Source organism: Curtobacterium sp. ZW137 (assembly GCF_003762905.1).
In the GTDB taxonomy this organism is placed as follows: Bacteria; Actinomycetota; Actinomycetes; order Actinomycetales; family Microbacteriaceae; genus Curtobacterium.
Window position 1 is genome coordinate 84,439 of sequence record NZ_RJKS01000003.1, and the last position, 26,133, is coordinate 110,571.

Below are 26,133 nucleotides of genomic sequence, written 5' to 3' on the forward strand. Positions count from 1 at the left end.
TCACTTACCTGACTTTCCGGCCTTGCGGCGCACGTTCTCGCCGGCGTAGCGGACACCCTTGCCCTTGTAGGGCTCCGGCTTCCGCAGCTTCCGGATGTTGGCCGCGACCTCGCCGACGGCCTGCTTGTCGATGCCGTTGACGGTGACCTTGTTGTTGCCCTCGACGGCGAAGCTGATGCCCGCCGGCGGCTCGATCGTGATCGAGTGGGAGTAGCCGAGCGCGAACTCGAGGTTCGAGCCCTTCGCCTGGACGCGGTAACCGGTACCGACGACCTCGAGGCCCTTGGAGTAGCCCTGGGTGACGCCGATGATCTGGTTCGCGATGAGGGTCCGGGTCAGCCCGTGGAGCGAACGCGAGGTGCGCTCGTCGTCCGGACGGGTGACGAGGACCTGGTTCTCCTCGACGTTGGCCTGGATGGGCTCCGCGACGACGAGCGAGAGCTCGCCCTTCGGGCCCTTGACCGCGACGTTCTGACCGTCGATGGAGACGGTCACGCCCGCGGGGATGTCAATGGGAAGACGTCCGATTCGAGACATGTTCGATCACCAAACGTAGGCGAGGACTTCCCCACCCACGCCCTTCTGCTCGGCTTCGCGGTCGGTCAGGAGACCCGAGGAGGTCGACAGGATCGCCACACCGAGGCCACCGAGGACCTGGGGGATCTCCGTCGACTTCGCGTAGACCCGGAGACCGGGCTTCGACACGCGCTTGATGCCGGCGATCGAGCGCTCGCGCTCGGGGCCGTACTTGAGCTCGATGGTGAGGGTCTTGCCCACGCGGGCGTCCTCCACCTTCCACTCGCTGATGTAGCCCTCGCGCTTGAGGATGTCAGCGATGGTGGTCTTGAGCTTCGAGCTCGGAAGCGAGACGGCGTCGTGGTGCGCCGAGTTCGCGTTCCGCAATCTGGTCAGCATGTCTGCGACCGGATCGGTCATCGTCATGATGTGATTCCGTTTCTCACCTGGTTTCGACACCCGTTCCACGAATGCCGACCTGAGCGATCGAGTGACTCCAGGGCGATTCCCCGGAGTCCGTGTGTTCGTGCGGGCGGGCCGGAGGACTTGCATCCTCCGGCCCGCGTCGCTCGAAGTAGTTTAGACCGTCTGCTCGGCAGAGCGGAACGGGAAGCCCAGCTGCTTGAGCAGGGCACGTCCCTCGTCGTCCGTCTTCGCGGTGGTCACGACGGTGATGTCGAAGCCGCGGACACGGTCGATGCGGTCCTGGTCGATCTCGTGGAACATGCTCTGCTCCGTGAGACCGAACGTGTAGTTGCCGTTGCCGTCGAACTGGCGGTCGGAGAGACCACGGAAGTCGCGGATACGGGGGAGGGCGAGCGAGAGCAGGCGGTCCAGGAACTCCCACGCACGGTCACCGCGGAGGGTGACGTGTGCGCCGATGGCCTGGCCCTCACGCAGCTTGAACTGCGCGATGGACTTGCGGGCCATCGTGACCTGCGGCTTCTGACCCGTGATCGCGGTGAGGTCCTTGATGGCCCCGTCCATGATCTTCGAGTCGCGAGCTGCCTCGCCGACACCGGTGTTCACGACGACCTTCACCAGGCCGGGGACCTGGTTCACGTTGCCGTAGCCGAACTGCTCGGTCAGCGCTGCCTTGATCTCGTTCTTGTACTTCTGCTTGAGGCGCGGCTGAACTTTCTCAGCTGTCGCGGCAGTCGTGTCAGTCATCAGAGCTTCTCACCAGACTTCTTGGCGTAGCGGACGCGGACGGTCTTCTTGACGCCGTCCTTCTCCACCTCTTCGGTGCGGAAGCCGACGCGGGTCGGCTTCTTCGTCTTGGGGTCGACGAGCGCGACGTTCGACACGTGGATCGAAGCCTCGTGCTGCTCGATGCCGCCGGTCTTGGAACCACGCTGCGTCTGGCCGACGCGGACGTGCTTCGTGACGAAGTTCACACCCTCGACGACGACACGGTTCTTGCCCGTGATGACCTCGATGACCTTGCCCTGCTTGCCACGGTCGCCGCCACGCTCCTGCGTCGCGCCCGTGATGACCTGGACCAGGTCACCCTTCTTGATGTTCGCCATGGCTTACAGCACCTCCGGCGCGAGCGAGATGATCTTCATGAACTTCTTGTCACGAAGCTCGCGACCGACCGGACCGAAGATGCGCGTGCCGCGCGGGTCGCCGTCAGCCTTGAGGATCACTGCCGCGTTCTCGTCGAACTTGATGTAGGAGCCGTCCTGACGACGGGTCTCCTTCTTGGTGCGAACGATGACCGCCTTGACGACGTCACCCTTCTTCACGTTGCCGCCGGGGATGGCGTCCTTCACCGTGGCGACGATGACGTCACCGAGTCCGGCGTAGCGACGACCCGAGCCACCGAGAACGCGGATGGTCAAGATCTCCTTGGCACCCGTGTTGTCGGCGACCTTCAGGCGGGATTCCTGCTGAATCACTGCTGTCTCCTATTTCCGCAAGCGGGCCGCGAGGCCTACTTGGCCTTCTCGAGGATCTCGACCAGGCGCCAGCGCTTGGAGGCACTGAGGGGACGGGTCTCGCTGATCACGACGAGGTCGCCGACACCGGCCGAACCGGCCTCGTCGTGCGCCTTCACCTTGGAGGTGCGGCGGATGACCTTGCCGTAGAGGGCGTGCTTCACGCGGTCCTCGACCTCGACGACGATGGTCTTGTCCATCTTGTCGCTGGTCACGTAACCGCGGCGCGTCTTGCGGTAGCCGCGGGTGAGGGCGGCGGAGTCCTTCTCTTCGTTCGCCATCAGTTCTCCTCGGCGGTCTCGGCCTCGGTCGACTCAGCCGGCTTCTCGGCCTTCTTCGTCGACTTCTTGGCCTTGGTTGCGGTCTCGACGGGAGCGGGAGTGGCACGGATGCCGAGCTCGCGCTCGCGGAGGACGGTGTAGATCCGGGCGATGTCGCGCTTGACGGCACGGAGACGACCGTGGCTCTCCAGCTGGCCGGTGGCCGACTGGAAGCGGAGGTTGAAGAGCTCCTCCTTGGCCTTCTTCAGCTCGTCAGCGAGACGCTCGTTCTCGAACGTGTCGAGCTCCGTCGGACGGAGCTCCTTGGAACCGATCGCCATTATGCGTCGCCCTCCTCGCGCTTGATGATGCGTGCCTTGAGGGGCAGCTTGTGAATTGCACGGGTCAACGCCTCACGGGCGATGTCCTCGCTGACGCCGGAGAGCTCGAAGAGCACACGGCCGGGCTTGACGTTCGCGATCCACCACTCGGGCGAACCCTTACCGGAACCCATGCGGGTCTCAGCAGGCTTCTTGGTGAGCGGACGGTCCGGGTAGATGTTGATCCACACCTTGCCGCCACGCTTGATGTGACGTGTCATGGCGATACGAGCGGACTCGATCTGACGGTTGGTCACGTAAGCGGGCGTGAGGGCCTGGATGCCGTAGTCACCGAAGGAGACCTTGGTGCCACCGGTGGCCTGACCCGAGCGCTTCGGGTGGTGCTGCTTGCGGTGCTTGACTCGACGGGGGATAAGCATGGTTACGCCTCAACTCCTGCGCCGGCCGGCGCTTCCTGCGGGGCCTGCTGCTCACGGCCGCCGCGGTCGCCGCGGTCGCCGCCACGACGGTCACCGCGGTCATTGCGGTCGCCACGCGGGCCGCCACGACGCTCCGGGCGCGACGAACGCTGGTTCGCCTGCTCGCGAGCGAGCTCCTTGTTCGTGATGTCGCCCTTGTAGATCCAGACCTTCACACCGATGCGACCGAACGTCGTCCGGGCCTCGTAGAAGCCGTAGTCGATGTTGGCGCGGAGCGTGTGCAGGGGCACGCGGCCCTCGCGGTAGAACTCCGAGCGCGACATCTCGGCGCCGCCGAGACGGCCGGCGACCTGGATGCGGACACCCTTGGCACCGGCGCGCTGTGCACCCTGGAGGCCCTTGCGCATGGCGCGACGGAACGCGACACGAGCGGAGAGCTGCTCCGCGATGCCCTGCGCGACGAGCTGGGCTTCGGTCTCGGGGTTCTTGACCTCGAGGATGTTGAGCTGGATCTGCTTCTTGGTGAGCTTCTCGAGCTCACCGCGGATGCGCTCCGCCTCGGCGCCGCGGCGGCCGATGACGATGCCCGGACGCGCCGTGTGGATGTCCACGCGGACACGGTCACGGGTGCGCTCGAGCTCGATGCGGGCGACGCCGGCACGGTCGAGGGTCTTCTTCAGGTACTGACGCACCTTGATGTCCTCGGCCACGTAGTCGGCGTAACGCTGACCCGGCTTCGTGCTGTCGGTGAACCAGTGCGAGACGTGGTCCGTCGTGATCCCGAGACGGAAGCCGTACGGGTTGACCTTCTGGCCCATTACTTGCTCGCCTTCTTGCTCGTCGCGGCAGCAGCCTCGGCCTCGTCAGGGGTCGCGAGGACCACCGTGATGTGGCTGGTGCGCTTGTTGATCCGGAAGGCGCGGCCCTGGGCACGCGGCTGGAACCGCTTGAGGGTCGTGCCTTCGTCGACGAAGACGCGGCTCACGTAGAGGTCGCGCTCGTCCAGGAAGCTGTTCGTCGAGTCCGCCTTGACACGTGCGTTGGCGATCGCCGAGGCGACCAGCTTGTACACGGGCTCCGAAGCGCCCTGGGGGGCGAACTTCAGGATGGCGAGCGCCTCGTGGGCCTGCTTGCCGCGGATCAGCTCGATGACGCGACGGGCCTTCTGAGGCGTGACGCGGATGTGTCGCACGCGTGCGATCGACTCCACCATTTCGTTCCTCCTCTGCGTCGCCGCCTTAGCGGCGACGGCCCTTCTTGTCGTCCTTCACGTGACCGCGGAAGGTACGGGTCGGCGCGAACTCGCCGAGCTTGTGACCGACCATCGATTCGGTGACGAACACCGGGATGTGCTTGCGTCCGTCGTGCACCGCGATGGTGTGCCCGAGCATGTTCGGGACGATCATCGAGCGGCGCGACCACGTACGGATCACGTTCTTCGTGCTGGCCTCGTTCTGCGTGACGACCTTGCGGAGCAGGTGCTCGTCGACGAAGGGGCCCTTCTTCAGACTGCGTGGCATCTTCTGAACTCCTACTTGCGCTTCTTGCCGGCGTTACGGCGACGGACGATGAGCTTGTCGCTCGGCTTGTTCGGCTTGCGCGTGCGGCCCTCGGACTGGCCCCAGGGGCTGACCGGGTGACGTCCACCGGAGGTCTTGCCCTCACCACCACCGTGCGGGTGGTCGATCGGGTTCATCGCGACACCACGGACGGTCGGGCGGACGCCCTTCCAGCGCATGCGGCCGGCCTTGCCCCAGTTGATGTTCGACTGCTCGGCGTTGCCGACCTCGCCGATCGTGGCGCGGCAGCGGGCGTCGACGTTGCGGACTTCACCCGACGGCAGACGGAGCTGCGCGTAGGGGCCGTCCTTCGCGACGAGACGCACCGAGGAGCCGGCCGAACGCGCGAGCTTGGCGCCGCCACCGGGGCGGAGCTCGATCGCGTGGATGACCGTACCCACGGGGATGTTGCGGAGCGGCAGGTTGTTGCCGGGCTTGATGTCAGCACCGGGGCCCTGCTCGACGACGTCGCCCTGCTTGAGCTTGTTCGGGGCGATGATGTAGCGCTTGGTGCCGTCCACGAAGTGCAGGAGCGCGATGCGCGCCGTGCGGTTCGGGTCGTACTCGATGTGCGCGACCTTGGCGTCCACGCCGTCCTTGTCGTGACGACGGAAGTCGATCACGCGGTACTGGCGCTTGTGGCCACCACCGATGTGGCGGGTGGTGATGCGGCCCGAGCTGTTGCGGCCACCGGTCTTCGGCAGCGGACGAAGCAGGGACTTCTCCGGGGTCGAGCGGGTGATCTCGGCGAAGTCGGCGACCGAGGAGCCACGACGACCCGGGGTCGTCGGCTTGTAGTTACGAATAGCCATGATTTATCCCTCTGGTCCTCAGCCGACAGCCGTGAAGATGTCGATCGAACCGGACTTGAGCGTCACGATGGCACGCTTGGTGTCCTTGCGCTTGCCCAGACCGAACTTGGTGCGGCGGGTCTTGCCCGGACGGTTCAGCGTGTTGATGCCGGCGACCTTGACGTTGAAGATCTTCTCGATCGCGAGCTTGATCTCGGTCTTGTTCGCACGGGGGTCCACGATGAACGTGTACTTGCCCTGGTCGATGAGGCCGTAGCTCTTCTCCGACACGACCGGCGAGATGATGATGTCGCGCGGGTCCTTGTTGAAGCCGCTCATGCGGTGATCTCCTTCGCGGTCTTCGACGCGATGAAGGCGTCGAGGGCGCTCTTGCTGAAGACGATGGCGTCCGACACGAGGACGTCGTAGGCGTTCAGCTGGCCGTACGAGAGCGCGTGGACGTTCGGCAGGTTGCGGATCGACTTGAGCGTGAGCTCGTCGTCCGACTCGAGCACGACGAGCACGTTCTTGACGGGCGCGACCTTCTCGAGGAGCGTGCGGGCGGTCTTGGTCGACGGCACCTCGGCCGCGACGAAGCCCTCCACAGCGGAGATGCGGCCACCGCGGGCGCGGTCCGAGAGCGAGCCGAGCAGAGCCGCGGCGATCATCTTCTTCGGGGTGCGCTGCGAGTAGTCGCGCGGGGTCGGTCCGTGGACGACGCCACCGCCGGTGTGCTCCGGAGCACGGACGGAACCCTGACGGGCGCGGCCGGTGCCCTTCTGCTTGAACGGCTTGCGACCGGCACCGCGGACTTCGCCGCGGTTCTTGGTCTTGTGGGTGCCCTGACGCGAAGCGGCGCGCTGCGCGGTGACGACCTGGTGGATCAGCGGGACGTTGGTCTCGACGTCGAAGAGCTCGGCGGGGAGCTCGACGGTGCCGGACTTGACACCCGATGCGTCGAGGACGTCGATCGTGGTTGCGGTCGTGGTGGCCATGATCACTTACCCTTCACGGCGGTGCGGACGAAGACGGAGCGACCGCGAGCACCGGGGACGGCGCCCTTGACGAGCAGCAGACCCTTCTCGGCGTCGACGGCGTGCACCGTGAGGTTGAGGACGGTGACGCGCTCGCCACCCATGCGACCGGCCATACGCATGCCCTTGAAGACACGCGACGGGGTCGAGGAAGCACCGATCGAGCCGGGCTTGCGGTGGTTGCGGTGCGAACCGTGCGAGGCGGAGACGCCGGCGAAGCCGTGGCGCTTCATGACACCCGCGAAGCCCTTGCCCTTGCTCGTGCCGACGACGTCGACCTTCGCGCCGGCTTCGAACGTGGCGTCCACGGTGAGCTCCTGGCCCAGCGTGTACTCGCCGGCGTCCGACGTGCGGATCTCGGTGAGGGTGCGGCGCGGGGTGACCCCGGCGGCCTCGAAGTGGCCAGCGGCCGGCTTGTTCACCTTGCGCGGGTCGATCTGGCCGGCGGCGATCTGGATCGCCTCGTAGCCGTCACGCTCGACGTTGCGGATCTGGGTGACCACGTTCGGGCCGACCTCGATCACGGTGACGGGGATGAACTTGTTGTTCTCGTCCCACACCTGGGTCATCCCGAGCTTCTTGCCGAGGAGGCCCTTGACGGACTTGGTTGAATTCGCCATCAGTCAGCCCCCCTTACAGCTTGATCTCGATGTTGACGTCGGCCGGGAGGTCGAGACGCATGAGCGAGTCGACGGCCTTCGGCGTCGGGTCGACGATGTCGATGACCCGCTTGTGCGTGCGCTTCTCGAAGTGCTCGCGCGAGTCCTTGTACTTGTGAGGGGAACGGATCACTGCGATCACGTTCTTCTCGGTGGGGAGCGGCACCGGGCCGACCACGGTCGCACCGGCACGGGTCACCGTGTCGACGATCTTCCGGGCCGACGTGTCGATGACCTCGTGGTCGTACGACTTGAGCCGGATGCGGATCTTCTGTCCCGCCATGTGTTCTCTGTCCTCTCTGCGCCGCGCACCCTCGGGCCGCCTGACGCCGCCGGGTTCCGCCCTGTGCGGACCTGGCTGTTTGCGTGAATCACCGGACGCATCCGCTGGGGATGACCGCTGTTCTCCTGTCAACCGCGTGGGCGGGCATGCTGCTGGTGCTCACACCGGCCCACGTGGACGTGTCGCTTCCCACACACGCCGGCGGACCGGCGTGCTCCCTGGGATTCGAGCTGTTCTGCTGCCTGCGGCCCAACCCAGCCCTGCTGAACAAGGGGGTTGTGCACTGCCAGAGCAGTGATCCTTGCGGGCGCGGACGCCCGTGGAATTTCGGAACCGGACAAGTCTCCCATAGGCACAGCATCCGTGCAACCCGGGCGTGTCGCGCTTCACCGGGCGTGTCGGAACGGTGCCACTCCCCCGGTCTGCCGCGGATCCAGCGGCCTGGAGGCCCGGGTCGCGCCCGCCCCGGAACACGCCTCCGGAAGCCGCCCGGGACCACCGCCGGAAGCCGTCCGGAAGCCCGCCGCGGACCGGCCGGACCGCGAAACGGACACAGCACCACGCGATCGCGCGGTGCTGTGTCCGGAAGGTGGTGCGGTGACGACTGCGGGCTAGTCCTCGTCGTCGATCACCGGGGGCACGAACCACGGCGGGAAGACGGCGACGCGGGGAGCGTGACCGCCGTGCTCGGCGAGGATGTCCTTCACCGCGTGCCGGGCCCGGTCGTTCGGCACGCCGATGACCGCGACCGAGGTGAACGGGACGCTCGGGCCGGCGAGCACCTCGAGGCCATGCATCTCCGGGTCGGTCAGGTCGGTGCGGCGCAGCATGTTCGCGGACGCCTCGGGGCCGACGGCGAACCGGACGTCCTCGGCGTCGGCGTCGGTGTCCGACAAGATCACGGAGGCGCCGAACGCCGCCGTCGGGACGACGAGTACGACGTAGTCGGTGCCGCGGGTGTGCCGGGCGGCGTCCGACCAGCGCGTCTCGTCGAGCGCACCGCGGCGGACCTCGTCCCAGCGGGCCCCGTCGGGCGAGAGCGAGAACGGCACGTGCGCGGCGACGCTCGAACCGTCGGGAGCGGTCGCCGCTGCGCGGGACTCGCGGAGGGCCGGCGCGCTGATGTCGTACGACGGGGTGACCCGGTCGGACGCCAGGATCGCCTGGTCCGCGACGATGCCGTCGAAGTTGTCGATGTGGGTGACGTGGTGCGCCCGCAGCGTGCCGAACACCCGCGCGGCGGGCATCTCCGGCTCAGCGGTGCGCAGCGCGGTGGCCCGGGCACGTGCCGGGGAGCCGCCGGGGGTCGACCGGAGGGACGTGCTCACGCGGGTCCGCCGCGGTGCCGGGGTCTTGGGGACGTCCGGCAGCTCGCGCTGGCGCGGCGCGCAGATGTCGCAGAGTTCGGTGGGGAATCCGTGGATGCACTCGTCGGTCACGACTGGTGTGGGTCCTTCCGTGCCGCGTGGGGGTGGAACGGCACAAGGGTAAACGCTACGTCATCACGGCCGTTCTGCGGCACCGTCCAGCTCATTGGCGGTAGAGGAGCGCCCGGACCTCGGCCTCCGCGGCGTGCAGACGGGCCGGGTCGATGGTCTCGCCGTGCTCGTACGCGTCGAGCAGGCGTGGGTCGATGTAGCTCTGCCGGGCGACGGTGGGGGTGTTCCCGAGGACCTCGCTCGCGGCCTTCACCGCGTGCGAGACGGCCTGCTTGCGACGGCTCGCGGCGGACTGCGGGCCGGTCTCGGCGAGGTCGACCGCGGCGGCCACCGTGCCGTGCAGGGTCCGGAAGTCCTTCGCGGTGAACTCCTCACCCGCGCGCTCCTTCACGTAGGCGTTGATGTCCTCGGCGGAGAGCGGCTCCCACTCCGCGCCGCGGGACTCCCGGTACGACAGCAGCCGGGCGTTCGGGCCGCGCCGCTTCATGCCGACGACCACCCGGGCCAGGTCCGCGTCGTGGATCGACGACGACCACTCCTGCCCGCTCTTGCCGGGGAAGTCGAGCTCGATGTCGTCCCCGGACACGTGGGCGTGCGCGCAGAGCAGCGTGGACAGCCCGCGGCTGCCGTGCTCGGACGCGTACCGCTCGGACCCGACGCGCAGCGAGCCCTGGTCGAGCATCCGGAACGCGGCCGCGAGCGACCGGCGCTGGTCCGGCTCCGGTCGACGGAGGTCCTGCGTGACCATCCGACGCGCACCGGGGAGGGACTCGGCGAGGGCGAGCGCCCGGTCGTACTTGATCTTGTCCATCCGGTCACGCCAGGACGGGTGGTACATGTACTGCCGTCGCCCGGCCCCGTCGATCCCGGTCGCCAGGATGTGGCCGTTCTCGTACGGCGAGATCCAGACGTCGTCCCACGCGGGCGGGATGACGAAGTCCTCGAGGCGCTGCCGGACCTCGGGGTCGGTGACGGTGTTGCCGCCGGGGTCGCGGTACGTGAACCCGCGTCCGCTGCGGACCCGGTGGTAGCCACGACCGTTGGTCTTGGATCTGCGGAGACGTGTCACCTCTCCGAGGATGCACGCCCGGCCCTGGGCGCACGCACGTGACGGACGGGAGGCCCGGTACCGGCCGGCACCGGGCCTCCCGTCCGTCAGGTGGTCACCGTCACACGCGTCGGCGACGCAGCAGGAGCAGCACCAGTCCGGCCATCACCGCTGCCAGGGCGAGCAGGCCGCCCAGGCCGAGGCCGACGGCACCGGTGAACGCGAGCTCGCTCGCCGGCTTCGGCGCCGCGTGCACCGGGGCCGGGTCGCTCGCGCGGAGCGGGTCGCCCGCCGTCACCGTGCTGGGGTCGCTCGGGACGACCTGCGCCGTCGAGGACTGCACGGTCGCGACGTTGGTGATCCGGTCCGGTGCGTCCGCGGCCACGGTCGAGCCGGTGGTGCAGGTCGCGCCCCGGTCGTCGACGCTCACGAACGACAGGCCGGGGGCGCTGCGCGTCCGAGGGGCCGTCGTTTCGTCACCGTCACGTCCTAGGTCACCTGCGTGCCGGCGTCGGCTGAGGCCGCGCTCGTCCGGGTCTTCGTGATCGACAGGACGGCCTCGGTGGTGACATCCACCGTCGCGCCGTCAGGTGCCGTGGCACCCTGCGTCGTCACCGGGCGGCGGTCGCGGTGTTCCCGATCGACGATCCCGTGGCCGAAGCCAGCACGTGCACGACGATGCCGATCGTGTTCGGGTCCTCGGCGCCGACTGCGATGCCGTCGGTGCTGACCAGCATGAGGACGCCGTCCTCGTTCGACTCGAGCGTCCAGTGTGCCGTGGTGCCGTCGGTCAGGCCGACGGAGGACACCAGGGGGCAGAGTGTCCTGCGCCCGGACGCTCGGGGTCGTGCCGGCGCGGGCAGTCCGCGTCGCGCTGCGCGAGGTATCGGCCTCGTGCGTCGCGGCGTTGTCCGCCGTCACCGTGTTGGCCCGCGTCCCGGTCAGATCAGTCGGCGTCGCTACCGTGATGGTGAAGGACGTGGTCGACCCCGCCTGCACGTGGGGTCCAGGGCTCGGCACCAACACGAAAGCGGGGCCGGGCCCGAAGGCCCGACCCCGCTCGCGCAGGTAACGGAAGTTACTTGATGATCGTCTCGACGGTGCCGGCGCCGACCGTGCGGCCACCCTCACGGATGGCGAAACGCAGGCCCTCTTCCATGGCGATCGGCTGGATCAGTTCGACCGTCATCGAAACGGTGTCGCCGGGCATGACCATCTCGGTGCCCTCGGGCAGCGTGATGACGCCGGTGACGTCCGTGGTGCGGAAGTAGAACTGCGGGCGGTAGTTCGCGTAGAACGGGTTGTGACGGCCGCCCTCTTCCTTGTTCAGGATGTACGCGTTCGCCTTGAACTCGGTGTGCGGCGTGACCGAACCCGGCTTCACGACGACCTGACCGCGCTCCACGTCCTCACGCTTGAGGCCACGGATGAGCAGACCGGTGTTGTCACCCGCGACTGCCTTGTCGAGCAGCTTGCGGAACATCTCGATGCCCGTGACCGTGGTCTTCTGGGTCGGCTTGATGCCGACGATCTCCACCTCGGAGTTGAGGTCCAGCTCGCCGCGCTCGACGCGACCGGTGACGACGGTGCCACGACCGGTGATCGTGAAGACGTCCTCGATCGGCATGAGGAAGGGCTGGTCCGTGGCACGCACGGGGTCCGGCACGAACTCGTCGACCTGGGCCATGAGGTCCTGGACGGACTTGACCCACTTCTCGTCGCCCTCGAGCGCCTTGAGCGCCGAGACCTGCACGACGGGGGCGTCCTCGTCGAACTCCTGCGAGCCGAGGAGCTCACGGACCTCGAGCTCGACGAGCTCCAGGATCTCCTCGTCGTCCACCATGTCGGACTTGTTCAGTGCGACGACGATGTAGGGCACGCCGACCTGGCGGGCGAGCAGCACGTGCTCACGCGTCTGGGGCATGGGACCGTCGGTGGCGGCGACCACGAGGATCGCGCCGTCCATCTGGGCCGCACCGGTGATCATGTTCTTCACGTAGTCGGCGTGACCAGGAGCGTCGACGTGCGCGTAGTGGCGCTTCTCCGTCTGGTACTCGACGTGCGAGATGTTGATCGTGATGCCGCGCTGGCGCTCTTCGGGGGCGTTGTCGATCTGAGCGAAGTCACGGGCCTCGTTGAGGTCCGGGTACTGGTCGTGCAGAACCTTGGTGATCGCCGCCGTGAGCGTGGTCTTGCCGTGGTCGACGTGACCGATGGTTCCGATGTTGACGTGCGGCTTGGTGCGCTCGAACTTGGCCTTGGCCACTGTGGGTCCTCCTCAGGACTCGGATGCGACACCACCGGGAGCATCCCGATCCGGGGTGCTGCACCGTTGGTCCGCGGTGTGTGTGTCTTTACTTTACTTGGTGGCGAGGGGCCCGTCGCCGGGCTCCCCCGCCTGTGGAGAACACGCTCGGAAGCGTTATTCGCCCTTGGCCTTCGCGACGATCTCCTCGGCGACGTTCGACGGGACCTGGTTGTAGGTCTCGAAGGTCATCGAGTAGACGGCACGACCGGAGGTCTTCGAACGAAGGTCCCCGACGTAGCCGAACATCTCGGACAGCGGCACGCTCGCGCGGACCACCTTGACGCCCGAGGCGTCCTCCATCGCAGCGATGTTGCCACGACGGGAGCTGAGGTCACCGATCACGTCGCCCATGTACTCCTCGGGCGTGCGGACCTCGACGGCCATGATCGGCTCGAGGATGACCGGACCGGCCTTGCGGGCCGCTTCCTTGTACGCGATCGAGCCGGCGATCTTGAACGCCATCTCGGACGAGTCGACGTCGTGCGCCGCGCCGTCCTTGAGGGTCGCCTTCACGCCCACCGTCGGGTACCCGGCCAGGATGCCGACCTGCATGGCGTCCTGGATACCGGCGTCCACCGACGGGATGTACTCACGGGGCACGCGACCACCGGTGACGGCGTTCACGAACTCGTAGACCTTCTCGGAGGTGACCTCCATCGGCTCGAGCGCGATCTGCACCTTCGCGAACTGACCGGAACCACCGGTCTGCTTCTTGTGGGTGTAGTCGTAGCGCTCGACGACCTTGGTCAGGGTCTCGCGGTAGGCCACCTGCGGCTTGCCGACGTTGGCCTCGACCTTGAACTCACGCTTCATGCGGTCGACCAGGATGTCGAGGTGGAGCTCGCCCATGCCCTTGATCGTGGTCTGACCGGTCTCGGCGTTGAGCTCGACGCGGAACGTCGGGTCCTCTTCGGCGAGCTTCTGGATGGCCGTGGAGAGCTTCTCCTGGTCAGCCTTCGTCTTCGGCTCGATCGCGACCTCGATGACGGGCTCCGGGAAGGTCATCGACTCGAGGACGACCTGGTCCTGCGGGTCGCAGAGCGTGTCGCCGGTGGTCGTGTCCTTGAGGCCGATGACCGCGTAGATGTGACCAGCGGTGACGGCGTCGACCGGGTTCTCCTTGTTGGAGTGCATCTGGAAGATCTTGCCGATGCGCTCCTTCTTGCCCTTGGTCGAGTTGATGACCTGTGCACCGGACTCGATGTGGCCGGAGTACACGCGGACGTAGGTGAGGCGACCGAAGAACGGGTGCACCGCGACCTTGAACGCGAGCGCCGAGAAGGGCTCGGAGGCATCCGGCTTGCGGATGATCTCCTTCTCCTCGTCCTTGACGTCGTGACCGATCATCGGCGGGACGTCGAGCGGCGACGGCAGGTAGTCGATGACCGCGTCGAGCATCGGCTGGACACCACGGTTCTTGAACGCAGAACCGCAGAGGACCGGGTAGAGCTCGGAGTTGACGGTGAGCGAACGGATCGCGGCCTTGATCTCGGCGACCGAGAAGTCGGTGTCGCCCTCGAGGTAGCGCTCCATGAGCTCGTCGTTCGCCTCGGCCACGCGCTCGATGAGCTTCTCGCGGTACTCGGCGGCACGGTCGACGAGATCCGCGGGGATCTCCTCGATCTCGTACTTCGCGCCCATCTGGACGTCACCCTTCGCGTCGCCGCGCCAGGTGAGTGCACGCATCTCGACCAGGTCGACGACGCCCTCGAAGGAGGACTCCGCACCGATCGGGAGCTGCAGCACGAGGGGCTCGGCGCCGAGGCGCTTCACGATCGTGTCGACGGTGAAGTAGAAGTCCGCGCCGAGCTTGTCCATCTTGTTGACGAAGCAGATGCGCGGGACGTTGTACTTGTCCGCCTGACGCCACACGGTCTCCGACTGGGGCTCGACGCCCTCTTTCCCGTCGAACACGGCGACCGCACCGTCGAGGACGCGGAGCGAACGCTCCACCTCGACCGTGAAGTCCACGTGACCCGGGGTGTCGATGATGTTGATCTGGTTGTTGTCCCAGAAGCAGGTCGTCGCGGCCGACGTGATCGTGATGCCGCGTTCCTGCTCCTGCGCCATCCAGTCCATCGTGGCTGCGCCGTCGTGGACCTCACCGATCTTGTGCGTGATGCCCGTGTAGAACAGGATGCGCTCGGTCGTCGTGGTCTTGCCAGCATCGATGTGCGCCATGATGCCGATGTTGCGGACCTTGTTCAGGTCGGTGAGCACGTCCTGTGCCACAGGGTTCCTCCGGAAGAGTTGTAGGAGAGATGGCGTCCGTCAGGGCGCCGGGGTTCTTGACCGCCGGCGCCCGGACGATGCCGGTGACTACCAGCGGTAGTGCGCGAAGGCCTTGTTCGACTCGGCCATCTTGTGGGTGTCTTCACGACGCTTGACAGCGGCGCCGAGACCGTTGGACGCGTCCAGGATCTCGTTCATGAGGCGCTCGGTCATGGTCTTCTCGCGACGGGCCTTGGCGTACGAGGTCAGCCAGCGCAGGGCCAGCGTGTTCGCACGGTGCGGCTTGACCTCGACCGGGACCTGGTAGGTCGAGCCACCGACGCGGCGGCTGCGGACCTCGAGGGTCGGTCGGACGTTGTCGAGCGCCTTCTTGAGGGTGACGACGGCATCCTGCTGGTTCTTGGCGGTCACGCCTTCGAGTGCGTCGTAGACGATGCGCTCGGCGAGACCCTTCTTGCCGTCCAGGAGGATCTTGTTGACGAGCTGGCTGACGATCGGGGCGCCGTAGACGGGGTCTGCGACGACCGGGCGCTTGGGGGCCGGTCCCTTACGAGGCATCTAACTCAACCCTTCTTCGCGCCGTAGCGGCTACGCGCCTGCTTACGGTTCTTGACGGCCTGCGTGTCGAGGGCGCCACGGATGATCTTGTACCGCACACCGGGGAGGTCCTTCACACGACCGCCGCGGACGAGCACCATCGAGTGCTCCTGGAGGTTGTGACCCTCACCGGGGATGTAGGCCGTGACCTCGGTGCCGTTCGAGAGCTTGACACGAGCGACCTTGCGCAGTGCCGAGTTCGGCTTCTTCGGGGTGGTGGTGTAGACGCGGGTGCACACACCACGCTGCTGGGGGTTCGCCTTGAGTGCCGGCGCCTTGGTCTTGACGACCTTGGGCGTACGACCCTTGCGAACCAGCTGCTGAATAGTAGGCAACTGTTCTCCTGGTTCTTCGCTCGTGTTCTCTGTCCGACGCGGTCCGTCGGCATCCTCGCCCACGCAGACGGCCGCCGATGAGGGCGGGCCGTGGATTGGGGGCGGACAGTCCGGGCGTGGCCTCAGACCCGCCGGACTTTCAGGCGCGCCCGAGGGCGCACACCCAAGAGAGACTACCCGCGTCACCGTGCGAAATCAATCCCGGCCACCCCGCCCGGTGGGCGGCCCCGCGGGAGGGGTGTCGAGCCTCCAGGCCGGGGTCCGAGACGACCCCCGCCGGGCGTGCCCGGTGTCAGGAACCGGACTCCGTCGAGCCGTTGCCGATCGCCGAGACGAACGTCGCGCCGCTGTCCGAGAAGCCGGTGATGTAGCCGCTCGCGTTCACGTTGATCGGGCCGGCCTTCGCCGTCCCGGTGCCGGACGGGCCGGTGAAGTCCGCCGTGAACGTCGCCGAACCGTACGACGACGTCGAGACCATCCACCCCTTCGAGAGCCAGCCCGACACCTTCACCGTCGGGCGGGAGTCGAGCGTCCACTTCTGGTTCGTGTAGGTGTTCGCCGGGTTCTCGCCGTAGGCGTAGAAGCTGCAGCCGTCCGGCGTGGTCGAGGTGGACGCGATGCAGGCGTCGACCCAGGCATCCACTGCCTTCGTCGCGGCCTGTGCTCCGTCGTCCGTCAGGGTCGTCGTCAGCGAGACCGGCTCCGCGGCCGCACCGAAGCCCGTGACCTGCGCCGTCGTGGCATCTGCGGAGAACCACTTGCCGCCGTCGACCGCGACGTCGTACGTGCCGGGCAGTGCCCGCAGCGAGACCGCACCCGACGAGTTCGTGGTCGTCGATGCGCCGGCGACCTCGACCGCGGTCTTCGCCGGACCCTGGACCGCGACGTCGACCGTCCCGAGCTCCGGCGCCTGCAGGTCCCACTTCGGGAACACGCCCCAGTCCGTGCCGGTCTTGTCGAGCGTGAACGTCGCCGCGACCTGCTTGCCACCCTGCGTCAGGTACGCGCCCACCTTGGCGGTGTCGCCGTCGGTCTGCGTCGCGGTGATGCGGTACGAGGTGAACCGAGACTTCGCATTTGCATACGCAGCCTTGGTCAGGAGCACGTCGTCCTTGGTGTGGTCGATGCCCGCGTCGGTCAGGGCCGCGTTGACCCTGCCTACCTGCAGGTCGTCGAGGAACGCCTCGACCTGGTGCTCCGGCGCGTGGCGACTCGACTCCACCGAGTACCCGACCCCGCCCGCGATGGCCAGCAGTACCACGGCCGCACCGCCCGCGATGACGCCGACGAGCGCACCGCGACGCATCCGCCTGCGGGGACGGAGCGCGGCTGCCGTACTCGCCGGCGCGGGCGCAGGTGCGTCCTGCGTGCCGCTGATGTCCGCGACGCGCGGGACGGATCCCCATCCGTCAGGCAGCGCGATCGACTGCGTACTGGTCAGCCCCGTGTTCATGGATCCCCCGTAGTGTCACTGCCGCGCTGGTCCGCCGGCTTGAGGAATCCTACCGACGACCGCCGTCGCTGCTCCGGCTCGTGCGTCTCGTCTGGTGCCGCGCGAGCGTGATGCCCCCGACGACGCAGAGCAGGCCGATGACGACGGACCCAACCACGAACGGGCCGAGGGCGTAGCCCGCGGGGAACACCAGGAGCTCGGTGACGTCCTGCCTGATGAGCGCGTACCCCACCGACCCGACGCCGAGCATGGCGAGGTAACTCGTCGCAGCTGCAACCAGCCCCGTGACGCCGGGGTTGCCCGCGGGGACGCCGAACGCCGTCGCGAGGAACACCACCACCGCGCCGCCCAAGACCATCGCCGGCCCAAGGTACGGGGTGGCATCGGCCTGGGCGATGATCGCGATGTCCGCAAAGAGCGACTCGAACCCGCTCACGGCGATGACGAGCGCGATGAAGAGGATCGACGTCATCGTCGCCACCAACCACCGGGACATGCCTCGATCGTATCGCCGGTGGCGGTCGCCGTGGCGGCGGGGTCCGTGGTTCCCGCAGTGGACCGCGAGACTGACACAGCACCACGACGATGCGCGGTGCTGTGTCCGGTGCGTGGTTCTCCGACGAGGTCAGCTCCCGTGCTGCTCCTGCTGCGCGCGGTCGTCCCGTTCGTTGCGCTCGGCTCGGCGTTGCTCTTGAGCGGCGCTCACGAGGGCGATCGCTATCGCGGCTGTGATGACCGGGACGCTCTCCGTCATGGGGGCGGCGGGTGCGGTGGTCGCGGTGGTCGTCGGTTCGGCCTCTTCGCCCTCTTCGGCCTGGAGGCTCGGGGCCACCTCCGCCACGTCGGTCGCGTCCGGCTCGTGGTGCCGGACCGCGGGGCCGATCACGGGCAACACCGCGGTCGTGGCCGGCGGCTCCCTCGAGAGCTCGCGGTGCGTCTCGAGACCGGCCTGCTTCGCCGTGCGACGCGCCGTGACCATTCGGACCAGGACGACGATCGCGACGACGGCCCAGATGCCGTTCACTATGGTCGAGGGAATGGCGTGGTGCGCGGCGACATTGACCGCCACAGCGAGCCCGCCGACGAAGTTGAACAGCTGGTAGACCGGGCCGTTCGGGAGCTTCCCCGTAGAGAAGAGAATGTAACCAGCAAGGACGGTTACAGCTCCGAACCATCCGAGGAATTCTACGAATCCAGACAACACGCGCGGCTCCGGGCACGACGAGGAGCGACCGATTCGAGCCGGCCGTTCGAGGGGGGGTTGACGAGCCGCATAACGCGGCATCGGGAGCATCGTACGCACAGCGGAAGCCTCCAAGGAAGAGGCTTCGGCGTGGCGGCTTCTCCCCCAGTTGGCGGGGGTGGTGTGGAGGGGTGGGGTCAGCCGTTCCTGGGGGTTGCCGCCGGGCTGGCGGTCGACGTCGCTGACGCCTCCGCGAGGACGTAGATCGAACCGGACAGCGACCAGGCCTGATTGTCCATCGGGTTACCGTCCTCGGCGTCGCTCGTGGCTGCGATAGCACTGACGAGGAACAGTCGTTCCCCTTTCTGCACGGCCTTCGTGAACGCCAGTGCCTGGTCGTACGACCCCGTGACCGAGACGGTCACGGGGATGAGCGAGAAGTTCGCCCCGGTGATCGACGAGTCCGTGTGCGGTGCCGTCGCGCTGGGCGTCGCCGCTGTGGTCGGCATCCCGGCGGGGCTTGGAGCGCTCGTCGCAGACGCACTCGCGGTGGGTTCCCCTGCCGTCGACGACCCGGCCGCGTCGCTCGGTGGCGCGTACACGACCGCATCGTCGAGCGTGATGGAGGTGATCGTCACACCCACGTTCGTTGCATCGAAGTCGAGGGCCTTGAGGAAGGGCGTCGTGTCCGCGGTCTCGGGGACGGATGAGCGGAGACGCGCGAGGTCTGCCTTCGTCTGGTCGAGCTCGGTGTACGCCTTGGCCAGACGAGTCAGCTCCAGACGATTCGCTGCGTTCGTCGCGTCGATGTCCTGCTGCTGCGTGCTGTTGGCCGACGCCGCCGCGAGTTGCGGCTGAACCCCGAGGAACCAGCCGCCAGCCAGAACGCCGACTGCGACGACGAGGGCGATGATGAGGGAGAGCCTGTTCCGGTTCACTTGTCAGTGTCCTTCGTGTACTTGCCGTCGTAGGCCTTCTCGTCGAGGTCCAGTCCGATGGTCGCGGTGTAGTCCCCGGTGTCCTCCTTGAGCGCGATTGACGAGATCGAGGAATCCACGTATCCCGTGATCCCGGACAGCCGATCGGTCCAGTCCGGCACAGACGGGATGGTCGGGCTGATCACCGTGAACTGGAGGGTCGCGATGCGGGGCTTGTCGAGCGCCACCGTGGACTGCTCGAACGGGTGGGTGGCGTCCGCCGCCGAAATGGTCATACCGGAGATCTGCACACCGGTCGGCAGTGCGCTCGCGACACTCGAAAGAGTGCTGTCCCAGTCGATCTCCGTGCTGCCGGCGACTGCCTGCGCCGAACCGAGCAGGGTCGTGTCGCGCTCCGCGGAACGCACCTCGGCGTACTTCTGCTGCTGCGCGAGCAGGCTCGAAGTCTGGGACTGGGCCGACTGGAGCTGAGTGGCTGAATCCATCTGGTGTACGAATGCTCCGCCGGTGGCCAGGACCACGACAGCCCCGGCGACGACGACCCCGAGCCACGCCCGGCGCGCAATCGCACGCTCCCGACGTTCGACGTGTACTTCGCCCGGGAGGAGATCGACGCGCGGCTCCCGTCCCACGAACGAAGTCGACTGTGCCGATCGACTTCTGACCGCGCGGCCCTTGCGGGGAGCTTCCGGAATCGTCGGTGTGGGGCGCGCCTCGGTGCTGGTCATGCTGCGCTGCTCCCCACTGCGAGCCCGTAAGCGACCGCGATCGTGTCACCGTGTTCCGCGATGTCCTGCTCCTGGATGGATCGTGCAAGCACCGACTCGGCGAAGGCCGAGCCGATCTCAACCGGCAGATGCGTGCAGTCGGACAGTGCCTCACGCAGGCCCACGAGCCGTGCGCCGCCGCCGACGATCACGACCTTCGACACCGGCTCAGACGGGCGCGTGTTCACGAAGTAGCTGATCGTGTTCCGCAAGCTGGCCAGCAACTCGTTGACGGTGTCGTAGGTGACTGCGACGGCGCGGGCGTCGTCCGACGTGGCCGCACCCCGACCGATGCCGAAGTGTCGCTTGATCGCCTCTGCGTCATCGAACGAGATGTCGAGGCGCCCGGCCAGCGTGCGGGTGATGTCGTTGCCGCCAGTCGGGATGATGCGCACGAACTGCGGCACGCCGTTGGTCGCGACGACCACGCTCGTGGTGTCGGCGCCAAGCTGGACGAGTGCGGTCGTCCCTGCCGGTTCCTGGCGCCTCACGAGGACCCGGGTGAGGGCGAAGGGGATGAGATCCACGCCCACGGGGTTGAGGCCAGCGAGCTGCACTGCCTTCACGTTCGCGAGGACCGCGTCTTTGATCGCGGCGATGAGCAGTCCGTTCACGACGGGCCCGGTGACGCTCTCTCCCTCCGACGTCGGGTAGAAGTCGAGGATGGCATCGCCGACCGGCACGGGGAGCATGTCCTGCACCTGGAACGGGAGGCTCTCCCGAATCTGCGCAAGGGGGGCCTGCGGCACGGTGAGGTCTCGAGACAGGACCCGCTGGTTCCCCATCCCCAGCACGACGTTCCGCGAACGGAACTTACCGATGGACCAGAGCTTCTTGATGGCCCCTGCGACCGTGTTCGGCTCGAGTACCTCACCTCGGCTGACCGCAGCGTCAGGGGTCGGGACCTCGGCGAATCGGACGATGGTGGGCCGCGCACGATCCGCGTCAGCGACCTCGACCGCGCGGATCGATGATCCGGCGATGTCGAGGCCGACGATGGTCTTGCTCATTGTGCTGCTTTCGGTCAGGACGGTCGGGAGTCGGTGGGCAGCGTTCGGAGGGTGAAGACGCCAGCGCGGGTCACGCGAGGCCGAGTGAGCCGAGGTACGCGTCCCAGAGCGCGCGCCCGAACAGGATGCCGATCCAAGCTCCCGCGAGCATCGACGGCCCAAACGGGACGCCTCCACGCCACCGCACGCGGCCCGAGATCAGGAGTGCGATCGCGACAGTACCGCCGACGATGAAGGCCCCGAAAGCACCCACTGTGAGGGGTCCCCATCCGAGGTACGCGAGGACGAGGCCGAGTACCAGGGCGAGCTTGACGTCCCCGAGCCCCATACCGTTGGGGACCGCAACGGCCAACACGAGGTAGAAGAATCCGAGGCCGGCGGCTCCGATGAGACCGCGGACGAACGCTGCCCAGTCACCGCTGAGTGCCGATGCCACGAGGAAGAGCACCGCGAGCACTGTGGCCGATGAGTAGGTGATCGCGTTCGGGAGCCTGTGCGTGTCGATGTCGATCAGTGCCAACGCGACGCTGATGGCCATGAGGTACAGCAGGGCGAGGAACACCACAGCGCCGGACGCGCCGCGGCGAGCGTCCGGTCCGGCGAACAGCGAAGCAGAAGTCAGCCCCACCACCACGAACAGCACTCCGGTCGTGAGTTCGACGAGCGGGTACCGCACGGCGATCGGGGCCCCGCAGTCTCGACACTTGCCGCGGAGGAGGATCCAAGAGAGTACCGGCAGGTTGTCGCGCGCCCGGATCGCGTGCCCGCAGCGTGGGCACGCACTTGCTGGACGCACGACGGACAGGCCAGCGGGGATGCGGTACACGACGACGTTGAGGAAGGACCCGATCAACAGTCCGAAAACGCCCACCAGCGGAATGAGCGCGGGCAGCATCTCACGTACCGCGTTCATCGACAGGTCCCGGCAGTGGTCGCGCAGGACCCATCCGCGTTATAAGCCGCCTGCACCTCCACCTGTGTGGTGACGCCGTAGGACGTCGAGACGGGCTGGAGGAATTTCGGTGGCGCCGTCGTGAGGAGGCGCTGGTCGTAGACGTAGTTCTTCGAGAATCCGGTGCCACCAGTCGTGGCGACCGCGCCACGCCAGTTCTGTGCGATCGACCCGATCACCTTCAGGACGCCGAGCTGCGGGCCGATGTCGTAGTTCTGGTTCCAGAAGGTGCCGGCGTTGCTCGCTATCGCGGCGCTGATCGTGATCGAGGCGCCGGAGCTGCGGTTGAGGAGGCCGACCCCGGAGCTGTTGCACCGCGTGTAGTCCACGGTGTACCCACTCCACCACGAGTAGGTGGACGGGTACGACGTGCACTGCGCGGGGTTGTAGATCTCCACGGCGTTCTGGCCGACCAGCCCGAGGACGTCGCTCGAGGCGTCCTTGTAGGTGATGCTGCCCGTCACCCACACCGTGCCCGACGACGCGATCGTCATGGCGCCGGAGAACTGCCCGCTCACGAACACGTCGCCAGCCGAGCAGCTGTAGGCGTCCGACGCGGAGCCGGTCTGGTACGGCGAGCTGTTCGAGTTGCCGGTCCGACCACCGTTGATCCACTCGCTGGCCGCAGGGAAGCCCTGACCGTTGCTGAAGGTCTGGTTGTTCGTGGTGGTAGAAGTGCCGTTGGACTTCACCGTCACCGTGGTCGTGCAGTAGGTGTTGGTGTACTTCGACGGGTAGGTGCCGCTCGCCCAGGTGTTGACGTTGTTCGCCGCCGACGGGATGTCCTGGACGTACATCAGGTTCGACGGCAACGTCGCTATCGTCGCTCCGACCGAACTCTGCAGATCGGTCAGCGACCCACACAGGGACGCAGCCGCTGCCGTGTCGTCGCCAGCCGTCACCGCTCCGCTCGTGGCGTTGACCTTAATCTGTGTCGCCTTCGTCCACGGCGACCACACGGTCATCTTGCCGTTGCCGAGGAATGACACTCGGGTCGGACCCGTGTAGAGGCACCCCGGGCGCGACACCGACGTCGGCAGGTCCGTGCGCGTCTCCTGGGACATGTTGGAGTTGAGCGCTGGCAGCCCGAGGTACGGCACCGCGGTGGCGGCTCCGCCGTTGAACACCCCACTGCACGACCCGCCCGACGGCGACCGCACGGTGGTGTCGTGCTGCTCGACGGTGCCGTTGAAGGTAGTGCTGCAGGCCGCAGTGAAGACGTCGTTCGTCCTGACCGGGCCGTTGAGGACGTCGGAGCCAGCGAATTGCACGGCGTCGCAACGGCCGCTCACACCGCTCTGCCACTGGTACGCCGTCGTGCACGAACTGCCGGTGATCGACGGGTTGGACGACTCGTAGTTCGTGAAGTACAAGTAGTTGATGAAGCCGTCACCCTTGAGGTTGGCCACGAGCGATCGAACGCTGCCGCCGGACTTTCCGGAGACCCGCACTTTGAGAACGCCCTTCGACGAGTAGTTCGAGTTGTCGACCTCGTAGCGGTACCACTCGTCCGTCGAACCGACCACCTGCGCCCAGGTCGAGCCGCTGTTGGCGAAGGCCACGTTCTTCGCGATGTTGCTCGCTGGCGTCCCGGAGAAGTTCGAGCCGCTCGATTTGCTGAACTGCGCGTTGCTGTTGCCGTTGAGCGCGTACCCGTTGTCGTTCGAGATCTTCGCCTGGTAGTCAGCCAGACCCGCGTAGGCGGCAGCCATCGCGTTCTGGAAGTTCCGGTCGGTGGCAGCCTTCACCGCACCGGACGTAGAGACCGCCACCATGGTGGCCACGAGGAGCATCATGACCGTGCCGAAGATCACGACGTTCGCGAGCACCATCCCGCGGTCATCCTGCCGCGCGCGCTCGAGTAACGAGACGATGCGTCGGATCATGGGGTTCCCGTTTCGGTGGTCGTGCCGTACACGACGTTGAAGAGGTAGAGCGTGTTCTGCACGTGCGTGCTGCCGGGCACCCCCGCCGTTGCGGACCCAAGCTCGAGGTTCACACGGACCGCGCGCACCTTCGAGAGCTGCGCAGATGCGAGCGTCCCATCGGCTTGTGTGGTGAGCGCCTTGCCGTCCGCTCCGAGGTAGGTGAACAGCGGGTCCCCATCGCTCGTCGGCGATGCGATCGGGCCCCCGATCACGGCGCTGCGCGTCGGGGTCTGGCTCGTCCCGGGGAAGCTGTAGAAGCCGTTGACTGCCGAACCGTCCCACTGGTCCTGGACCAGGCGGTTCGATCCGTTGAGTGAGTACCGCAACTGCACGGGCTTGTCCGTGCTGTTGCCGTCGAGGTTGATGTACGCGTAGAAGGTGAGTTGCGTCAACCCCGCCTGCGTGACCGCAGAAGCATACGAACCGTCGACCTTCGGGAGGAGGGATGCCGCATGGACGTACCGGGTCATCGAGTTCAGCACGATCGATGCGTTCCGGGCATTGGCGTCCGACGTGGTGTTGGTCGAGCCGGCCCGCACGGTGGCAGCGAAGAACCCCCCGACGGCGACGACGATGATCATCGCCACACTCATCGCGACGAGCATCTCTGTGAGGCTGATGCCGGAGTCGTCACGGTGGAAGCGGCGGAGGACGGGCGTCATGACGTCTGTCCCCGCGGGTCGAGTGTCAGCGTGTTGTCGTAGTTGATGATGATGAGCGCGGTCTTCTGGTTCACGTTCCCAGGTGTGACCGGTTTCACGTTTGATGCGTTCGACACGATTTCGTTCTTCGACGTGGACCCGTAGCTCGTGCCCGAATACACGACCCACGTCCCGAACGGCAGGGCGATCGTTGCGGTGTCACCAGTGGTGACGGGAAACTTCATCGTCATGCCTGCGCTGCAGCCGGGGTCGCCAGCGCCGGGGATCGCCGACGAGATCGCCGTGATGTAGCGCCCTTTGACTCCGCTAATGGTCGCGACACCCATCATGACCGACGCGCTGGCGGGCTGCCCGGGACTGGTCGCCACCGCGGCAGGGCTCGCGCCGATCGCAGCGGACTGACTCGCTGTGGACCATGCCGCCGGATTAGGACTCTGACAGCTCGTGGCGGCGTTCGTGCTGTTCGAGTACGGCCCGGCGTAAACCGTGTAGCCGGAAGTGAAAGGGAACACCGGCAGCGATGGCCGCGACGCGGACGTGACGCGGAGCGACGAGCTCGTGACGTCCCACGGGGTGACGGTGTCCAGCCCCCCGGCAGGGCTCGAGAGCACCGTGCTCATGTTCGTCGGCAGCGTGGCGTTGTAGGTCGATGCGTACTGCAGCGTAAGCGTGCTCGCCGTGTCGTAGACGAACGGGACGGGGGAGCTGGCTCCCGCGGTGACCGTGATCGGGGTCTGGATCGACGGCTGCGACTGGGCGGTGTCGATCCCTCCGGTGGTCGTCGCAGTCACGGTGTAGTCACCGGGGATCACGTTCACGGCGTAGGAACAGCCCTGACTGTCGGTGGGTTGCGGCGCTGTCCCGAGGTTCTTGCCGGTTCCGTCGGCAACGGGGGTGATGGTGATCGCGACACCGGGGTTCGCCGCCCCGGATGCATCAACGGCAGAGATGATGACCGTGCCGTAGCCAGGGTCGGTGACCGCGTCGCTCGGCGCGATCGCGGAGCCCACCGAGGTGGAGCTGGTGCCACCGCGACCGTTGTTCCAGGTCACAGTCTCCACGACACTCTTGTATGCGAGTTTGCCGGTCGAGGTGCCACAAGCGCCGCTCGCGCCGTCACTCTGCACCCACGTGACGGCGCGGTCGATGTTGTACGTGACGCCGCCGAGCGTCTTCGTGTTGGCACTGCCGCTCTTGCTCGCGATGCTGAAGATTCCGCTCGTCGACGCCGCTGCGGTCTGACGGAGCTGGTCGATGTCCTGTGAGGCGAGAGCCACCGCGGTCTCACGCCCGCGGCTGTTCTGCGTCAGCTGCAGCGTGCTCGCGATCCCGTAGGCGATGCCCACGGACATGACCGCGAAGACGATCATGGCGACCATCACCTCGATGACCGTGAAGCCGACCTCCCCCTCTTCGCGCGTGCGGGGACGGAGTACGGCGGTGAGTCGCTGGATCATGGTCACCTCCTGTGGCCGGCTC

35 protein-coding genes are annotated in these 26,133 nt (G+C 67.2%); all 35 read right to left on the bottom strand.

From position 1 onward, the window contains the following. The 35 genes from rplF to EDF55_RS10115 all read right to left on the bottom strand — a co-directional run bounded on the left by rplF (position 1) and on the right by EDF55_RS10115 (position 26,111). Positions 1-537: a 50S ribosomal protein L6 gene (gene rplF, locus EDF55_RS09950; protein WP_123654817.1), complete on the bottom strand. Its 537-nt coding sequence runs from the start codon at positions 535-537 to the stop codon at positions 1-3. Positions 538-543: 6 nt separating this feature from the next. Continuing rightward, on the bottom strand, positions 544-942 hold the full coding sequence (rpsH, locus tag EDF55_RS09955; RefSeq protein WP_071276748.1) for a 30S ribosomal protein S8: 399 nt from the start codon (positions 940-942) through the stop codon (positions 544-546). A 153-nt stretch (positions 943-1,095) separates the two neighbouring features. Continuing rightward, complete coding sequence (rplE, locus tag EDF55_RS09960; RefSeq protein WP_123654818.1) at positions 1,096-1,686, bottom strand: 50S ribosomal protein L5; 591 nt, start codon at positions 1,684-1,686, stop codon at positions 1,096-1,098. Next, positions 1,686-2,045 (bottom strand): 50S ribosomal protein L24, encoded by a 360-nt coding sequence (gene rplX, locus EDF55_RS09965; RefSeq protein WP_123654819.1) that lies wholly within the window; start codon positions 2,043-2,045, stop codon positions 1,686-1,688. Before rplX ends, rplE begins: the two co-directional genes overlap by 1 nt. 3 nt (positions 2,046-2,048) lie before the next feature. Then, complete coding sequence (rplN, locus tag EDF55_RS09970; protein ID WP_017885523.1) at positions 2,049-2,417, bottom strand: 50S ribosomal protein L14; 369 nt, start codon at positions 2,415-2,417, stop codon at positions 2,049-2,051. Between the two features lie 35 nt (positions 2,418-2,452). Continuing rightward, positions 2,453-2,737 carry a 30S ribosomal protein S17 gene (rpsQ, locus tag EDF55_RS09975; protein ID WP_071276754.1) on the bottom strand — a complete coding sequence of 95 codons (285 nt, stop codon included), beginning with the start codon at positions 2,735-2,737 and terminating at the stop codon, positions 2,453-2,455. Beyond that, the gene (gene rpmC / locus EDF55_RS09980; protein WP_123654820.1) at positions 2,737-3,057 is read right to left on the bottom strand and encodes a 50S ribosomal protein L29; all 321 of its coding nucleotides are present in this window, start codon (positions 3,055-3,057) and stop codon (positions 2,737-2,739) included. Before rpmC ends, rpsQ begins: the two co-directional genes overlap by 1 nt. After that, positions 3,057-3,476 (bottom strand): 50S ribosomal protein L16, encoded by a 420-nt coding sequence (rplP, locus tag EDF55_RS09985; RefSeq protein ID WP_123654821.1) that lies wholly within the window; start codon positions 3,474-3,476, stop codon positions 3,057-3,059. Before rplP ends, rpmC begins: the two co-directional genes overlap by 1 nt. Positions 3,477-3,478: 2 nt before the next feature. Then, positions 3,479-4,294 carry a 30S ribosomal protein S3 gene (rpsC, locus tag EDF55_RS09990; RefSeq protein ID WP_123654822.1) on the bottom strand — a complete coding sequence of 272 codons (816 nt, stop codon included), beginning with the start codon at positions 4,292-4,294 and terminating at the stop codon, positions 3,479-3,481. Further along, positions 4,294-4,689: a 50S ribosomal protein L22 gene (gene rplV, locus EDF55_RS09995; RefSeq protein WP_123654823.1), complete on the bottom strand. Its 396-nt coding sequence runs from the start codon at positions 4,687-4,689 to the stop codon at positions 4,294-4,296. The genes rpsC and rplV overlap by 1 nt, the downstream gene beginning before the upstream one ends. Positions 4,690-4,714: 25 nt before the next feature. After that, positions 4,715-4,996 carry a 30S ribosomal protein S19 gene (rpsS, locus tag EDF55_RS10000; protein ID WP_071276761.1) on the bottom strand — a complete coding sequence of 94 codons (282 nt, stop codon included), beginning with the start codon at positions 4,994-4,996 and terminating at the stop codon, positions 4,715-4,717. Positions 4,997-5,007: 11 nt separating this feature from the next. Beyond that, entirely contained in the window at positions 5,008-5,847 is an 840-nt protein-coding gene (gene rplB, locus EDF55_RS10005; protein WP_123654824.1) for a 50S ribosomal protein L2, read from the bottom strand. Between the two features lie 18 nt (positions 5,848-5,865). Then, complete coding sequence (gene rplW / locus EDF55_RS10010; RefSeq protein WP_056121415.1) at positions 5,866-6,165, bottom strand: 50S ribosomal protein L23; 300 nt, start codon at positions 6,163-6,165, stop codon at positions 5,866-5,868. Then, the gene (gene rplD, locus EDF55_RS10015) at positions 6,162-6,821 is read right to left on the bottom strand and encodes a 50S ribosomal protein L4 (RefSeq protein ID WP_123654825.1); all 660 of its coding nucleotides are present in this window, start codon (positions 6,819-6,821) and stop codon (positions 6,162-6,164) included. Before rplD ends, rplW begins: the two co-directional genes overlap by 4 nt. Positions 6,822-6,823: 2 nt before the next feature. Continuing rightward, positions 6,824-7,480 carry a 50S ribosomal protein L3 gene (gene rplC, locus EDF55_RS10020; RefSeq protein WP_123654826.1) on the bottom strand — a complete coding sequence of 219 codons (657 nt, stop codon included), beginning with the start codon at positions 7,478-7,480 and terminating at the stop codon, positions 6,824-6,826. A gap of 13 nt (positions 7,481-7,493) precedes the next feature. Continuing rightward, a complete protein-coding gene (gene rpsJ, locus EDF55_RS10025) occupies positions 7,494-7,802 on the bottom strand; it encodes a 30S ribosomal protein S10 (protein ID WP_017885534.1) in 309 nt (102 codons plus the stop codon). 611 nt (positions 7,803-8,413) lie between these two features. After that, positions 8,414-9,241 carry a DarT ssDNA thymidine ADP-ribosyltransferase family protein gene (locus EDF55_RS10030; protein ID WP_123654827.1) on the bottom strand — a complete coding sequence of 276 codons (828 nt, stop codon included), beginning with the start codon at positions 9,239-9,241 and terminating at the stop codon, positions 8,414-8,416. Between the two features lie 91 nt (positions 9,242-9,332). Then, positions 9,333-10,310: a DNA topoisomerase IB gene (locus EDF55_RS10035; RefSeq protein ID WP_123654828.1), complete on the bottom strand. Its 978-nt coding sequence runs from the start codon at positions 10,308-10,310 to the stop codon at positions 9,333-9,335. 100 nt (positions 10,311-10,410) lie between these two features. Next, positions 10,411-10,719 carry a hypothetical protein gene (locus tag EDF55_RS10040; RefSeq protein ID WP_123654829.1) on the bottom strand — a complete coding sequence of 103 codons (309 nt, stop codon included), beginning with the start codon at positions 10,717-10,719 and terminating at the stop codon, positions 10,411-10,413. A gap of 59 nt (positions 10,720-10,778) precedes the next feature. Next, positions 10,779-10,904, bottom strand: a complete 126-nt coding sequence (locus EDF55_RS19100; RefSeq protein ID WP_260235885.1) for a hypothetical protein — start codon at positions 10,902-10,904, stop codon at positions 10,779-10,781. After that, complete coding sequence (locus EDF55_RS10045; RefSeq protein ID WP_123654830.1) at positions 10,901-11,098, bottom strand: hypothetical protein; 198 nt, start codon at positions 11,096-11,098, stop codon at positions 10,901-10,903. The genes EDF55_RS19100 and EDF55_RS10045 overlap by 4 nt, the downstream gene beginning before the upstream one ends. Positions 11,099-11,367: 269 nt before the next feature. Beyond that, positions 11,368-12,555 (bottom strand): elongation factor Tu, encoded by a 1,188-nt coding sequence (gene tuf, locus EDF55_RS10050; protein ID WP_123654831.1) that lies wholly within the window; start codon positions 12,553-12,555, stop codon positions 11,368-11,370. A gap of 156 nt (positions 12,556-12,711) precedes the next feature. Beyond that, entirely contained in the window at positions 12,712-14,829 is a 2,118-nt protein-coding gene (fusA, locus tag EDF55_RS10055) for an elongation factor G (RefSeq protein ID WP_123654832.1), read from the bottom strand. An 87-nt stretch (positions 14,830-14,916) separates the two neighbouring features. Beyond that, positions 14,917-15,387 (bottom strand): 30S ribosomal protein S7, encoded by a 471-nt coding sequence (gene rpsG / locus EDF55_RS10060; RefSeq protein ID WP_056121395.1) that lies wholly within the window; start codon positions 15,385-15,387, stop codon positions 14,917-14,919. Between the two features lie 5 nt (positions 15,388-15,392). Continuing rightward, positions 15,393-15,761, bottom strand: a complete 369-nt coding sequence (gene rpsL / locus EDF55_RS10065; RefSeq protein WP_058728453.1) for a 30S ribosomal protein S12 — start codon at positions 15,759-15,761, stop codon at positions 15,393-15,395. A 292-nt stretch (positions 15,762-16,053) separates the two neighbouring features. Continuing rightward, on the bottom strand, positions 16,054-17,214 hold the full coding sequence (locus EDF55_RS10070; RefSeq protein WP_123654833.1) for a hypothetical protein: 1,161 nt from the start codon (positions 17,212-17,214) through the stop codon (positions 16,054-16,056). A 49-nt stretch (positions 17,215-17,263) separates the two neighbouring features. Next, positions 17,264-17,710 carry a DUF6121 family protein gene (locus tag EDF55_RS10075; protein WP_123654834.1) on the bottom strand — a complete coding sequence of 149 codons (447 nt, stop codon included), beginning with the start codon at positions 17,708-17,710 and terminating at the stop codon, positions 17,264-17,266. A 129-nt stretch (positions 17,711-17,839) separates the two neighbouring features. Then, positions 17,840-18,238 carry a hypothetical protein gene (locus EDF55_RS10080; RefSeq protein WP_185017303.1) on the bottom strand — a complete coding sequence of 133 codons (399 nt, stop codon included), beginning with the start codon at positions 18,236-18,238 and terminating at the stop codon, positions 17,840-17,842. Positions 18,239-18,594: 356 nt separating this feature from the next. Next, the gene (locus EDF55_RS10085; protein WP_123654836.1) at positions 18,595-19,335 is read right to left on the bottom strand and encodes a hypothetical protein; all 741 of its coding nucleotides are present in this window, start codon (positions 19,333-19,335) and stop codon (positions 18,595-18,597) included. Then, positions 19,332-19,820: a hypothetical protein gene (locus EDF55_RS10090; protein ID WP_185017305.1), complete on the bottom strand. Its 489-nt coding sequence runs from the start codon at positions 19,818-19,820 to the stop codon at positions 19,332-19,334. The genes EDF55_RS10085 and EDF55_RS10090 overlap by 4 nt, the downstream gene beginning before the upstream one ends. Before the next feature lie 239 nt (positions 19,821-20,059). Further along, entirely contained in the window at positions 20,060-21,112 is a 1,053-nt protein-coding gene (pilM, locus tag EDF55_RS10095) for a type IV pilus assembly protein PilM (RefSeq protein ID WP_260235933.1), read from the bottom strand. Positions 21,113-21,182: 70 nt separating this feature from the next. After that, entirely contained in the window at positions 21,183-22,025 is an 843-nt protein-coding gene (locus EDF55_RS10100) for an A24 family peptidase (protein ID WP_311317150.1), read from the bottom strand. Continuing rightward, positions 22,022-23,950, bottom strand: a complete 1,929-nt coding sequence (locus tag EDF55_RS10105; RefSeq protein ID WP_123654840.1) for a hypothetical protein — start codon at positions 23,948-23,950, stop codon at positions 22,022-22,024. Before EDF55_RS10105 ends, EDF55_RS10100 begins: the two co-directional genes overlap by 4 nt. After that, entirely contained in the window at positions 23,947-24,654 is a 708-nt protein-coding gene (locus EDF55_RS10110; RefSeq protein ID WP_123654841.1) for a type II secretion system protein J, read from the bottom strand. The genes EDF55_RS10105 and EDF55_RS10110 overlap by 4 nt, the downstream gene beginning before the upstream one ends. Next, positions 24,651-26,111, bottom strand: a complete 1,461-nt coding sequence (locus EDF55_RS10115) for a hypothetical protein (protein WP_123654842.1) — start codon at positions 26,109-26,111, stop codon at positions 24,651-24,653. Before EDF55_RS10115 ends, EDF55_RS10110 begins: the two co-directional genes overlap by 4 nt. Between the last annotated feature and the right edge of the window lie 22 nt (positions 26,112-26,133).